Origin of the sequence: Nocardiopsis chromatogenes YIM 90109, from assembly GCF_000341185.1 — a bacterium.
Classification (GTDB): Bacteria; Actinomycetota; Actinomycetes; order Streptosporangiales; family Streptosporangiaceae; genus Nocardiopsis_A; species Nocardiopsis_A chromatogenes.
Map to the genome: position 1 here is coordinate 26230 of NZ_ANBH01000149.1, position 14144 is coordinate 40373.

Annotated in this window: 6 protein-coding genes; 2 read left to right on the plus strand and 4 right to left on the minus strand. The window is 72.7% G+C overall.

Going from position 1 to position 14144, the window contains the following annotated elements; translation table 11 throughout:
• Nucleotides 1–10: 10 nt before the first annotated feature.
• From D476_RS0115795 to D476_RS0115805, 3 genes are read right to left on the minus strand one after another with little or no spacing between them, the layout of a single operon-like run.
• Nucleotides 11–1885: an FAD-dependent oxidoreductase gene (locus D476_RS0115795; RefSeq protein ID WP_051061760.1), complete on the minus strand. Its 1875-nt coding sequence runs from the start codon at nt 1883–1885 to the stop codon at nt 11–13.
• A gap of 13 nt (nt 1886–1898) precedes the next feature.
• On the minus strand, nt 1899–3326 hold the full coding sequence (locus D476_RS0115800) for a hypothetical protein (RefSeq protein ID WP_017624914.1): 1428 nt from the start codon (nt 3324–3326) through the stop codon (nt 1899–1901).
• A 1-nt stretch (nt 3327) separates the two neighbouring features.
• Entirely contained in the window at nt 3328–11331 is an 8004-nt protein-coding gene (locus D476_RS0115805; RefSeq protein WP_040726469.1) for a type I polyketide synthase, read from the minus strand.
• Nucleotides 11332–11947: 616 nt separating this feature from the next.
• On the opposite strand from D476_RS0115805, the gene D476_RS0115810 reads away from it, so the two are divergent.
• Complete coding sequence (locus tag D476_RS0115810; RefSeq protein ID WP_152529371.1) at nt 11948–12724, plus strand: inositol monophosphatase family protein; 777 nt, start codon at nt 11948–11950, stop codon at nt 12722–12724.
• Between the two features lie 127 nt (nt 12725–12851).
• Nucleotides 12852–13286 carry a sodium:calcium antiporter gene (locus tag D476_RS0115815; protein WP_017624916.1) on the plus strand — a complete coding sequence of 145 codons (435 nt, stop codon included), beginning with the start codon at nt 12852–12854 and terminating at the stop codon, nt 13284–13286.
• Nucleotides 13287–13618: 332 nt separating this feature from the next.
• Here D476_RS0115815 and D476_RS0115820 read toward each other — a convergent pair.
• On the minus strand, nt 13619–14144 hold a 526-nt coding region (locus D476_RS0115820; RefSeq protein WP_017624917.1), incomplete at its 5' end, for a DUF4276 family protein.

Sequence of the window (14144 nt, forward strand, 5' to 3'; positions counted from 1 at the left end):
CCCCTGTGCTCTAGGGGGCGGACCCGCCGGGGCCCGCGCCCTGCTCCACGGCCGGAGCCCGCCCCGGGCGGTCCGCGGGCGCCAGCACCGCGGGGACGTGCTCTTCGACGCGCCGCCTCAGGTCGAAGCAGGCCATGTTGCGGAGGTAGGCATCGGAGAAGGACCGCCATTCGCGCCCGGTCCTGCGGCGGTCCCACTCCAGGAGGGCGGCCATCCGCTCCAGCACCAGGTCGAGCACGCCGACGTCGAGGTCGCACCCGCCTTCGGCGTCGAACACCACCGCATCCCTGATGCCGCCGGAGTTGAGCAGGTAGTCCGCGTAGGAGTCCGCCGCCTGGTACTCCACGTGGTGGTCGACCTTGGCGCGGATGTGGTCGGCGTCGCCGCGCGGGTGGTCGTCGCGGTTGAGCGCGAACCGCTCCTCGCCCGGTACGCCGAGCATGGCGGCCCGCTGCGTCGTGGACCTGCCGATCCGCTTGAGGCCCCTGCGCTTCAGCTCGCGGGCGATGCGCGCGCCCACATCGCTGCCCGCCCACCGGAACTCGGTGAGCTTCACGTTGACCATGTCGTAGACGGTGCCGCCCCCGCGGCGGCGCTCATTGATCCTGAACATGCGGGAGATGTCCTGGACCCCGATCCCGTCGCCGCTGTAGACCAGCGGCCGGATTCCGCAGAACACGTTGAACACGTCGCGCCGCCCGATCCTCCAGCGCTCGTCGACGAGTTCGTTGTAGGCGTGCAGCAGCTCGTCCACCTCGTCCTCCTCCGGGACGATGTGGTCGGGGTCGGTGTGCTCGCGGTCGGTGGTGGTGCACTGGATGTACCAGAGCCCGTTCTGCTTGAACGGCCGCAGGTAGTGCTGGCGGACGGCGTTCAGCGGCACCAGGCCGACCTGGAGGCGCGGGTCCTTCTCCAGGCTCTCGTGGATGAAGCGGTTGGTCGCCTCCAGGTGCGTGCCGCGCGAGTAGACCACGGACCGCTCCCCGTCGGGCTCGGGGTTGCGGTCGCGCACCCGGTCCACCCACGGGCCGGCCGCGTTGGTGATCGTGCGCGCCCTGACGACCACCCGCACGGGCAGCGCGGGGTGCTCGAAGCGGCGGGCGAGCGTCACCAGGAAGCACTCCTGGGCCGGGCTCCATTCGTAGTGCTCCACCTCCACGTGGCTGAGCGCGCGGATGGGCGCCGATGGGGTGCTCCTGAAGCAGGCGTCCCGGATCGCCTTGATGGTGAGCGTCTTGTCGGTGCTGGCCTTGCCGTCCCAGTAGAGGGCCCCGCCGAGCGCGCGCCGGGCATCGAGGCTGGACAGCTCCCTGTGCAGGGCGCCCCGGTTCGGGAAGATCCGCACCCTGACGCCCCTGGGGCGCAGGCCCGCCCAGGACCAGAGGGCGGTGAACAGGTCGTACAGCGAGATCCCGAAGAAGACCGCCCAGCGTCCCTCAGGGCTGTCGGGCAGGACGAACACGATGTTGGGGATCTCCTCGACCGTGCTCCCGCTCGTCTCGGTCAGGATCCGCCGCTCGCGGGTTCCGTACCAGACGAGCTTGAGGTCGAGCCAGGCCGCTTTGACGTTCTGGGAGCGCGTCTGGCGGATCCCGGGGTCGCGGCGCAGGCCGGAGGCGAGCAGCAGGCGGTGGAACGCCATCCGCAGGTAGCGGATGCCGGGGTGGATCGCCTTACCGGTCTTGCTCGACGTCTGCGCGCCGAAGGGGCCCCGGTCGGCCAGCACCGCGCTCGCCCCTGTGCGCGATGCCAGGTCCCGCAGGACCCCGGCCCCCGCCGCGCCGCCGCCGACCACCAGCGTGTCGTAGACGGCCGACGGCTCCGGGCCGTCCTCGGAGCCGCCCTCTTCAACGAGCGTCCGGTAGTCGCGGACGACGTCCGCCATGGAGAACGTCCGTTCACCGGGCGCCTGCCTCGCCTGCCTCACCCTGTCCCCTTCCTCTGTGCACGGCGATCACCCGGTGCTCGCCGTCGCTCCAGGCCCGAAACGTGATCGACTCCTCGGGAGGGACCGGGGACGTGGTCCGCCAATCCCATGTGCGCCGGACCATGTAGTCCATGAAGGCGTGAACGGCCTGGGCGCTCATCCCCGGCGCCCCCCGATGCCGTGCGGCCAGTTGCTCCTGTGCTTCGCGCTCGCGCAGCATGCGGTCGAAGGGCGGCCAGTCGAACCCCCACAGCGCGTCCATGCGCGCGAACACCGGGGCCCACTCACCCAGCGCCTCCGCGGCGCCGCGGCGCAGGCCGGGGGGCAGGCGCCCCGGGTCGACGCCGGTGCGCGCGCCCGCGAACCACAGGTCGAACAGGCAGACGGCGACCCTGCCCCGAACCTCGCGCCGGCCCTCGGCACCGGCGGGGCGGTCGTCAGCCCGCTTGTCGAAGCGCGCCAGCCGGATGCGGCTGCGGGGCGTACCGGCCTCCATCTCGCGGAGGTTCCGCTTCAGCCACGCCATGTCGTGCGTGCCGGGGACGCCCCGGTTGGAGACGCCCGGGACACCGGGGTCGAAGCCGAGCGGCTTCAACGCCTCCCGCTCGTCCTTGGACAGGTACCAGTCGTCGCCGCTGCAGGCGACCGCACGGCCGTCGGCCTCGTCCAGCATGCTGTTCAGCACCACGGCCAGCGCGTTGCTCAGGACCGTCTTGCCCGCACCCGGGCTGCCGTTGAAGCCGACCATGAACATGCCGCCGGGGCGGCGCCGGGCCCGTTCCCGGACGATCCACCGGCAGAAGGGGAGGTAGACCCGCCACATGTCGGCCACGGGCGGGGGCGGACCGTCCTCGCCGGGGAAGAAGGAGCGCCACCAGGCGGTGAACGGCCCCCAGGCGTTCCGCAGCAGGCGGATCCGCTCCAGCGTCGAGGCCCGCGGGCCGCCGTCCCCGCCGGGCGGTGCGAAGGCGGCCTGGAGCGGATCGCCGGACGCCGTCTCGGCGAGGAGCCCGACCTCGGCCTCCTCGGCCGGGCGCCCCTGTGCGATGCCCGCGAGGACGGGTTCCAGGTGCCGGTCGACGGCGGTCCTGTACAGGCGTGCCGCGTCCTCGGACCGCTCTGAGTACGGGGCTCGGTGGAGGCTGCGGAGGGCCTGTGCCGGTCGAGGGGAGAGCAGGAGCGGCAGCGCCTCGAAGGCCGGGGCTCGGGCCGCTTGGAGGACGGTCGTCCGCAGGATCTCTTCGGCCTGCTGCGGGCTCGGGTGCGTGACCGCGGCGGCACCGCCGGGCGGCCCGGACGGCCCGGACAGTGAGGACGGCAGGGACGGCGGGGACGGCACGGATTCGGCCGTCGGAGGGCGGCCGTGCCGGGACGGGGAGGAGGATCCGGGCGAGGCCATGTCAGTAGTCCGCCAAGGCCGAGTAGAGCCCGCCCAGGGTCTGGCCGGGGTCGGCGATGACCTCCAAGGGGACCTCCTTACCGAGGCGCCGCGCCAGGTCGGCCCTCATCCGTACGAAGTCGAGCGAGTCCAGGCCCAGGTCGGCGAGGGGTTCTGATTCGTCCCACTGGTGCACGTAGTCGCCGAGCACGGCGCGGAGTCCGTCGTCGGCGGTTCCGTCGCCCGGGGGTCCGCCGCCGGGGGTCCCGCCGCCGCTCGCGGGGCTCGGCGACGGGAGCGCGGTACCGGCCTCGGCCCTGTCGGTCCTTCGAGGGGCCGGGGAGGGAGGGCTCACGGCGGAGAGGAGCGGTGCCCCCGCCCACGGGCTGTGTGCCCAGTCGACGTCGCAGACCGCGTGGTTCCGCCCGTCGGCGCCGCCTGCGAGCGCGGCTCCCACGATCCGGCCGAGCATGCTCAGGGCGGTGGCCGCGCTCAGCGGAGTCTCCCCCGCACCCCGCGCCGCGTTCCGGGCCTCGCCGGTGCGCGCGGCCATCCCGGTCCCGCCCCAGGTGCCCCAGTCCACCGCGAGGACGTCCGGCCCGCCGGGCCCGCCCTCCCAGGCCGCATAGGCGTCCATCCATCCGTTGGCGGCCGCGTAGTTGGCCTGGCCGGGCGATCCCAGCAGTGCGCTCGTGGAGGAGAAGGCCACGATCCAGGGGGCCCCGGCCGCGCGCGCCACCCGGGTGAGCCGCCGGAGGGCCAGCTTGGGGGCCAGGACCCGCGGCAGGCGGGCGACGTCCAGGTTCCGCAGCACCCCGTCGTCCAGGGCCCCGGCAAGGTGCAGGACGCCCGCCAGCGGGCCGGTCCGGGCCGCGATCGTGTCCGGGTCGGGCCCACGGCCCGACAGATCGGCCGGCAGGAAGCGAACGCCCGGCCGCAGATCGCCGGGCTCGGACCGCCCGGTGACCACCACCCGCTCCGGGGGGACCCCCTGCGCGCCGATCAGCCAATCGGTGACGGCCCTGCCGATCCCCCCGGTGCCGCCCGTGACCAGGTAGGAGCCGTGGACGGTGCCGAGAGTGCCGACGGGCAGCGCCGGGAGACGGGACGGGAGGAGCCTTCCGGCGAGCAGCGCACCGCCGCGGTGGAGCAGGTCCGGCTCACCGGGCAGGGCGAGCGCCCGGTCCAGGAGCCCGGCGATCCCGTCCGGGCCGACGTCGTCCCCGGAACGCGCGTCGAGGTAGAGGCGCTGCACCGTGAGGCCCGGTTCCTCCAGCTCCACGGACCGGGTCAGGCCCGCCACCAGCCCTCCGGCTCCGCACGCGGGGAGCACGAGGATGAGGCGCCCACGGGCTTCGGAGACGGCGAGGGAGCGCAAGAGGAGGAGGAAGTCGGCGCAGAGGCGCTCCGGGTCCGCGTCCTCGACCGTCCGGCACCAGAGGGCGGCCACCGCGTCTTCGCCGTTCAGGGCGTCCGCCAGGAGACGCGCGGCTTCCGCGGCCCCCACGTGCGCGAGGTCGACGGGGGCGGGGCGGGGCGCCGCGGCGGTCGCCGACTGAGGACGGGCGGACCCGTTGGCGCGGCCGCCGCCCGCGTCCTGCGGGACGCGTGCCGGGGCGCCGGATTCCGGGGCACCGCGCCCCCCGGTCCGGGGAGAGTCCGAACCCGCCCCCGGGGGCGTCCAACGGACCTCATGGAGGACGCGTTCCGCCGCCCCCGCGTCAGCGGCGGCGTCCGGGAGGAGCCGTTCCAGGAGGGCGGCGACCTGGTCCAGGATGCGCCTGCGGTGGACCAGCATGAAGTCGTGCCCGCCCTCGTGGAGGCGGACCTCCGTCAGCGGGTTGCCCGACACCCGCGCCCACTCACCCGCACTGGCAGCGGGGAACGAGGGGTCCTCTGTGCCGCAGTGGACCTGTATCGGGCAGTCGAGCAGGGCAGTGGGACCGCGCCGCATGCGCTCGGCGATCCGGTCCTCGGCGCGGCGGTCGGCCTCAAGGTCGGCCATCAGCACGGGGAGCGCGGACCGTCGCCACTCGGCGTCGTCGCGGACCTCCTCGGGGACCATCAGGTAGGAGTCGGGCGGGCACTCCGGTGCCGCGGCCCCAGGCGTGACCGGCGAGCGTCCGACGGCGCACAGCGCGGCGAGGCGCCCGCCGTGCGCCCAGTCGGCGAGAGGGCCGCCGAGGAGGTCCACGGCGGCCGCGGCCCCCGAGCTGAGGCCGCAGAACACCACGGGATCCGTTCCCGCGTCCGCCCGCACCTCCTCGGCGACCTCGCGGAGGTACCGCACGTCATCGCACGGCGGCTCGGAGGCCGGGCGGTCCGCCCGCCCGGCGGGCTCTACCGCGACGACGTCCAGCCAGTCCGGCGCCGTCCGGGCCCAGTCGCGGAAGGCGGCGGAGCCGCCCCCCGCGTACGGGAAGCAGTAGAGGCGCACCGCCGATTCGGGTCGGGCCTCGAACCGGATGAGCCGCCGCGGCCCGGCACCCGCCGCGCCCTGCGCCTCCGGCGTACTCGGCGCACCGGCCGCGGCGCCGTGCTCGGGCCGCCCGTGTCCGGCCTCGATGTAGGCGGAGGCTTCCGGCCGCGTCCAATAGCCGGTCCGGTCGAAGCTGTAGGTGGGCAGCAGGGGCCGCGGACGCCGGGGCGCGGTCTCCTCGCCCTCGTGGAACGCCGCGAAGTCCAGGTCGACACCGCGGCACCAGAGGGCTCCCAACGCCCGGAGGAAGTCCTCCTCGTCGTCGCGCTCGGGATCCCCGGCCCCGGGCATGCAGGCGAGCGGGGCGGGGCCGCTTGCGCCCGCGCCCTTCAGACGCTTGCGCGCGAGGGAGGTGAGGACGCCCCCCGGGCCGACCTCCAGGAGCACGTCCGGCTCCCACTTGAGCAGAGCGCCGACGCAGTCGTCCCACCGGACCGGCGCCAGCATGTGCGCGCCCCAGTGGTCGGCGGGTCGGTAGCGCGCATCGAACCAGGTCCCGGTGAGGTTGGAGGCGGTCGGTATCTCCGGCTGCCGGGCGTGCATGCCGGAGGCCGCCTCGGTGAGCCGGTCGGCGACCGGGGCCATCAGTCCGCTGTGGAATGCGTGGGACACCGGGACCGGCCTGCAGGTGAAACCGAGCGGCTCAAGCTGCTTCCCGGCATCGCGCAGGACCGAGCGTTCGCCGGACAGCACCGTCCGGCCCGGGGCGTTCCAGGCGGCCGTCCACAGGCCCTCGCGGCCGTCCACCCAGTCGGCGAGCCGTTCCTGGTCTCCGACCACGCTGAGCATGCCGCCCGCGCCCTCGCCACCGGCGGGCAGCAGCGTCTCCGTGGCCCGCGCGCGTACGGCGACGAGCAGGGCCGCCTCCTCCAGGGTGAGCAGGCCCGAGACGGCCGCCGCCGCGTACTCGCCGATGCTGTGGCCCGCCACAGCGGCAGGGCGCACGCCGATGTCCAGCAGTGACCGCGCGATGGCGTACTCCACCGCGAACAGCCCGCACTGCGTCGCAAGCGGCCGCATGACCGATACCTCGTCGGCGTCGAGGACGAGCCGCGCCGGATCCTCCGGAGCGTGCGGGGCCAGGGCCGCGCACGCCGCGTCGAAGTGCCGGGCGAAGCGGCCGCCGTCCGCGCGTCCCCGGTAGAGGCCGCGGGCCATCCCCGACGCCTGCGACCCCTGGCCGGAGAAGCAGAACGCCACCGATGCGCCCCCGCTCCGGTTCCCGCCCTCGCGTCCGGCGGGCGCCCCGGCGCCGCGGAGGCCGTCGAGACCGGAACCGTCCGCCCCGACGACGGCGCCGGTGCGCAGCGGGTGGGCCTCCCGTGTCAGGTGGAGGGCGCGCACGGCCGGTCCGACCTCTTCGTCCGGAAGCTCCTGGAGCCGCTCCACGAGCGCCTCGGAGTTGCGGCGGAGCGCGTCCGCGCTCCGGGCCGACACCGTCACCAGGTGGAGGGAGCGGGTGCGGTCCCCGCTGAGGTCCTCGGGTCCGGCGCGCGGGGCCTCGGGGGCCTCTTCGAGGACCACGTGGGCGTTGGTCCCCCCGATCCCGAAGCTCGACACCCCGGCTCGCCGGGGGAGCTGGACCCCGGGAGCGGCGACGTCCCACTCCCGGCACGTCTCCTGGACGGAGAAGGGCGAGTCCGCCGAGTCGACCAGGCCGACCAGCTTGGGGTTGAGCGTTTGGAAATGGACCGTCGGCACGAGCGTGCGGTGGTACAGGCACAGGACGGTCTTGATGAACCCGGTGATCCCGGCCGCGCAGTTGGCGTGGCCGATGTTGCCCTTGACGCTCCCGATGGCGCATCCGCCCGCCGGAACGGAACCGGCGTGCCCGCCGGAGTGCTCGTCGAAGGCGCTCCGCAGCCCGCTGATCTCGATGGCGTCGCCGATATGCGTCGCGGTCGCGTGGCACTCGACGTAGGAGATGCTCTCCGAACCGATCCCGGCCATGGCGATCGCGTCGGAGATGCACTGCGCCTGCGCCCGCGCGCTGGGGGCGGTGTACCCGGCCTTCCTCCGGCCGTCGTTGGACACGCCGAACCCGGTGAGCACGGCCCACACGTGGTCGCCGTCTTCCAGGGCGGCGTCCAGCCGCTTGAGGACCACGGCGCCGACCGAGTCCCCGAACAGGGTTCCGCTCGCGGCCTCGTCGAAGGGGCGCACGCGGCCGTCCTCGCTGCCCACGAGGCCGTCCTCGTAGCGGTAGCCGAAGTTGGGGAAGTTGATCGCCGAGGCCCCGGCGACCGCCATGTCGCACTGGCCCATGACGATGGACTGGGCCGCCTCGGCCACGGCCACCAGGGCGCTGCTGCACGCGGAGGTGACCGTGACCGCCGGTCCGCCCAGATCCAGCAGGTAGGAGGCCCGGGTGGCGATGTAGTCCTTCTCGTTGCCGATCTCGGTGAGGAACAGCCCGCCGGGGTCCAGGGGGGACTTCAGGCCGCCGCCCTGGAGGTGGTGGATGAGGTAGCCGTCGATGCCGCAGGCGGCGAACATGCCGGTGCGGCGGCGGTAGGGGTTGTCGCGGCGCGCGTAGCCGGCCTGCTCCAGGGCGGACCACGCGGTCTCGACGAACAGCCGGTGCTGGGGGTCCATCAGCACGGCCTCGCGTCGGCCGATCCCCCAGAAACCCGCGTCGAAGGCGTCGGCGCCGTCCACCATCTGGGCGGCGGGGACCCAGTCGGGGTGGGACAGGGTCTCCTCCGCCACGCCCATGCGCCGCAGCTCCTCGCGGGAGAAGACGGTCAGCGAATCGGTGCCTTCCTTGAGGTTCTCCCAGAAGGCCCCGATGGTCGGTGCGCCGGGGAATCGGCCGGACATCCCGACGACGGCCAGCCGGGGCGCATCGCCCGCAGGGGACCGCCGAGGCCGACGCGCGCCGTCCGGGTCGCCGCGCCCGCCTCCCGTACAGGATTCGGCCATCGCTCTGAGCGTTCCGGCCTGGAAGACGTCGACGACCGGAAGGGAGATCCCGAAGCGCTCGGCGAGCACCCCCGACAGCCGGGCGGCCTGGAGCGAGTCGCCGCCCAGCTCGAAGAAGTCGTCGTCGGGGCCGACCTCCCCGACGCCGAGCACCGCTTGCCACGCCTCGGCGAGCCGCCGCTCACCCGTGGTGAGGCCCGCCCGCGGTGCGCCGTCCCGGCTGCCGCCGCCGGGGTGCTCCTGCGGCGCAGGGAGCGCCTTGAGGTCGAGCTTGCGCGAGCCGTCCCCGCTGACGGGGAGCGCCTCCATTCCGATGTAGTGCCGCGGCCGGGCATGCGTGGGCAGATGGCGTTCGGCCGCCTGGCGGAGGCGGGCCAGCACCGACTCGGAGGGCTTGCCCCGGTCGCCGACGACGTAGGCCGCGACATGGGTGGGCGGCCCCGTACCCGCGTCCGGGACGGGGCGGACGACGGCGCGCGCCACCCCGGGCTGCTCCTCCAGGACGCGCTCCACGGAGTGCAGGGAGACTTTGAACCCGCGGATCTTCACGACGTCGCCGACGCGGCCCAGTACCTCGATGTCCCCCTGGGGCAGGACCCTCGCCCTGTCGCCGGTGCGGTAGAAGGTCGCGTCCGCGAAGGGCGTACCGGTGAGCGCGCCCGGGCAGGGGACGAAGCGTTCCGCCGTCTTCTGCGGATCGGCCAGATAGCCGACGGCGACCCCGGGCCCGGAAAAATACAGCTCGCCCACGCTCCCCTGCGGGACGGGGGTCCCCTGTTCGTCCAGAAGGGCGGCACAACTGCCGTCCAGGATGCGGCCGACGGGCGCGGGGGAGCGCGCGGCGGCAGCCGTCGCCCCACGGGGCAGCAGGTCGGCATAGGAGATGTCGAGGCACTCCCACGTGCTGTATGCGTTGACGAGCCCCAGCCCGGGCGGGAAAAGCGCTTCCGCCTTGTCCACGACACGGGCGGGTACGACCTCGCCCATCAGAAAGACGGTCTCCATGTGCCCGAGGCGGGCGGCGAGGTCGGCTCCCACTGCAGGGTGGTCGAGGACGCTTTCGAGCAGGGAAGGGGTTATCACGATTCTCGTGGTGCGGGTTTCTTCAAGGGTCCGCACCAGGCGCACCGGGTCCAGGATCGAATCGTCTGGGACGACCGCCGCCGACTTTCCTTGCAGAAGGGGCCGGAGGCATTCCCAGGCGAAGAAGACGTTGAGTCCGTCGCGGGATTCCTCGCCGTAGGGATAGCGCTCGTAGCGTGCGTCGAAGCAGTAAAGGCAGCCCTCATGGGTATTGAGGACGGCTTTCGGGGTTCCCGACGTCCCGCTCGTCATCGAGATCATCGCGGTGTCGGACGGCTCGATGCGGGGAAGCGCCAGAGGGCCTCGGGACGGACCGCCGGAGGGCGCACGATCGTCCCCGATCACCAGGGCGGACGTGCGGAATGACTCGGGAAGCCTCTCGGCGAGTCCGGGGGTCGTGACCACGGTCGCGACCTCCGCGCTCTCAAGGAACCGGTGCAGTAGCGAGGGCGGCCAGTTCCTCTCCAGCAGGCAGGCGGGGGCGCCGAGGGCGAAGCAGCCCAGCAGGGCGGCGCAGTAGTGGGCGGAGCCGGGGAGGAGGATGCCCACGGGGTCGCCCTTGGCGGTGCCCCGGGCGGCCAGGTCCCGGGCCAGCGCGGTCGCCCGGTCGGACAGCTCCCGATAGGTCCACCGGCCCGGGTGGTCGACCAGCGCGACGGCGTCGGGCCGCGCCTCGGCGCACGCGGTGAACCGCTCCCACAGGGTGCCCTCCGGCGCGTCCGGGCGCGGGGCGGCGACGGTGACCGAGGGGCGGGCTGCGGCCCTCAGTCGCCCGAGGTTCCTGGTCACACTGGCGAGCAGGGCCTCACGCGAGTCGACCGTATAGAAGTGCCCGCCGGGGAGGATCTCCACCTCGAAGGGCGCCTCCTCGGCGAAGTGCTCGCCCCAGGCCCGCAGTTCATCGGGCCGGGTGGTGCGGTCCTGCCCGCCGCCGTAGACGACGCAGGGCACGGAGATCCGTCGGCCGCTCCGCGCCCCGGTGCGGCACGGATAGTCCCCATCGAGCGCCAGGTCGGCCCGGAGCGGAGGAAGGACCAGGGAGAGCAGTCCGTCGTCGTCCAGGAGCCCGTCGGGCACCAGGCCCCACTGGCGGACGCGGTCCACGAGCCGGTCGTCGGGGACCTCCGGGTGGTCCCAGGCCGGGGGGAGGTGCGGGGGGCGGTGGGCGGACAGCATCAGCAGGGACGGGAGGCGCGCCCCCTCCTCGCCCAGTCTGCGGCACACCTCGAACGCCGCGAGCGCGCCGAAGCTGTGGCCGAAGAACGCGAAGGGCGCCCCGTCGTCGTACCGGCGGACCAGGCCGGTCAGGGCCTCCACCAGGGAGGGCCAGTCCCGGAGGGGGGACCGGTCCCGCAGCCGACCGCGCCCGGGGAGCGTGTAGGAGACGAGTTCCACGTCGTGGGGGAGCCCTGCGGGCCAGTCGCGAAAGGCGGTGTGGTGCCCGCCGGCGTGCGGAAAGGCGAACAGGCGAAAGGAGGCGCCCTCGGCCCGGGTCAGTACGGCGGGCTCGACCGGCTCCGCACGATCGGATGAATTCACCATACGCCGTCTCCCCCGCGCCACCGCAGACCGGGCCGATGATCTCGAACCGGATCAAGAATGCCGACTGCGAACCCCGCGTCCACACAATTCTCTTGGACCGCCTCGGTCACGGTCGGCGCGATCCGCGAGAAAAGGACACAGGAACGACCCGCCGACCGCATCCGGGGCCATGGCCACTCCGGATTCAATTACCCCGTCGATGGACTCACCATTGGACCGAAAAGGACATGGGTGATATAAGTAATTGCGCTCACGAAGCCTAACACCGGCCGGACAGGAGGGTCAATCGACCCCCCATGATCGTTTTTGGCTCCCGACGGACACCCGACCGACACCCCTTCCGCCGACGTGTTCCCCATTCTTCCCGGTCGCAGCAGAAGTCGATCTGCCGCCGGTGATCTTTTACCAGCCACGGGCGCGGGCACAGAACCCCGATGTGAACCGGCGGCCGCATTCACCCGAATGTGCCGCGTGAGCCGCCTGAGCGCGGGAGATGCCCCTGCGGCGTGCCCGGACATCCGGCACGGAAGTCCATTCGGCACCACTCTCCTCGCTGATCCGATACATGTTCCTCACCCTGCGGTGTGCGGACGCACGATTGAATCGAATGAGGACGATGACCGCCATTGATGCAGATGAAATCCTTCTCTTCGCCCAGCGGCTCGCGGACGTGGGCCGCGCCGGGCTCCTGCGCGCCCGGGCCGAGGGGATCCGGGTCGACACCAAGGCCGACGGCAGTTTCGTGACCGGCACCGACCGCGCGATCGAAGCCCGCATGCGGCGGATGATCGGCGAGACGTACCCCGACCACGGGATCCTCGGCGAGGAATACGGCCCCGAGCGCCTGGACGCGGAGGTGGTGTGGGTCCTCGACCCGGTGGACGGTACGGCGCCGTTCATCGCCGGGATCCCCGTCTACGGGACGTTGATCGGGGCCGCCCTGGGCGGACGGCCCTGGATCGGGGTCCTCGACTACCCGGCGGCGGGGGACCGCTGGGTCGGGATGGAGGGGCTGTTCGCCGAACGGAACGGGGCGCGCGTGCGGACACGCCGCTGCTCGGCGCTCGCCGGGGCGCTGACCACGTGCTCCAGCCCGGACTTCTTCCGGGACGAGGACCGCCCGCGCCTCGACCGGGTGCGCAAGGAAGTGCGGTACACCCTGTACGGCGCGAGCTCCTTGGCCTTCGGGCTTCTCGCCGCGGGCAGTACGGATCTCGCAGTGGACAGCGGGTTGAAGCCCTACGACGTCTTCGCGCCGGCCGCCGTGATCAGCGGCGCGGGCGGAATAATGACGGAGTGGTCGGGGGCCGGGATCACCTTCGCTTCACAGGACCGCATGGTCGCGGTGGGCGATCCGGACCTGCATCCGGCCGCGCTCGACCTGCTGGGCTAGGGGGTGCGTGGATCATGGCCGTAGAGAGGCACCCGACCGGTCTGAGAACCACCGAGTAACCTGCAGGCGAGCCTCGTGGCGAACGGGTGTGCCGGGAACGGCACCGGGGGATGGCCGAAGGGTTCGAGTGAGCGCATTGGTGGTGCCCGCCCTAGTGGCGGGGTTCGTCCTGGGGTTCGTCCTGTTGGTGGCCGGGGGTGAGTCCCTCGTCCGGGGCGCCGGGTCGCTGGCGCGGACGCAGGGGATGTCATCGCTGGCCGTGGGCCTGACCGTGGTGTCGTTCACCACGTCGGCGCTGGAGCTGGCGGCCAGTGCCGACGCCGCGTTCTCCGGGCACCCGGGACTGGCCGTGGGCAATATCGTGGGCAGCAACGTGTTCAAGATCGGCGCCGTGCTCGGGGTGACCGCCATCGTGGCTCCCCAGGGAATCGCCATCCACCCGGGAGCCCTGCGGTTCGATCTACCGGTCTTTGCGGGTGGGCGTACCAGGACTTACCCCTGGGGCCTCATCCTTATCAGGCACTCACTAACTCCAGGTCAGAGCGACGCACACATTCTCTGACCTAGGGTTTTCGTTCGTCTGTGTTCGCGGATGTTCGCCCATGAACGCACGCTCTGACGCACGTGTGACGCACGGACGCACGACGGGATCGCTCAACACAAGGATGCGCCGCTTCTGAAGCACGCCAGCCCTCTGCCTGTTCAAGGATGAGGCCGTTCATGGGACAAGGATGAGGCCACGCCACCGAAGACGCGTGCCGACCAGGTGACCGAACCGCCTCACTGTCGACGAGCACCGTCCGGCCCCACGACGTCAACCGGAACGCCTCTTCCGGTCCCCCGTCCAGAGATGGGGGTCGGCTCACGGCTCAGGGACTGCGCGAACAACGGGGCTCAGTAGTCGAGTCGGTCGAGTGCGTCTTTCAGGTCGTGTACGAACGACTGCCAGGAGGGGAGGCGGGAGACCGGCCCCTCGGGGTCCAGACGTTGCAGTAGCTGGCGGCGGTTCTCCGAGAATCGGCGGTTGAACTGCTGTAGTCGCCGTCCGGACAGCTCGGATGCATCGGCAAGGACCTGCTTGAGCTTCGCCTTCGGATCGGAGAGCGCCTCGACCCGACGCAAGGGTGGCAGCTCCAACCTGCGTGTCCCATTGGGGTTGGTCGCCACCCTGCGGATGGCGGACTCGTCCACGAGCAGCCAAGCCTCAGTCATGCGCACGGGAATGACCGGTACATGAACACACTCGGGCATGTGTTTTTGCACCGCAGAGCGGATCTCTTCCAGTCGCGCCTCCCGCCCCATCTGGTCCGCGTCGCGGTGGACGGCGATTACCTCGTACTCACCGCCCAGGCGACGGACCTTGGAAAGCTTGCCCCCCACGGAGTGCCCGACATCGCCGAGCCAGTCGAGTTCAGGGTTG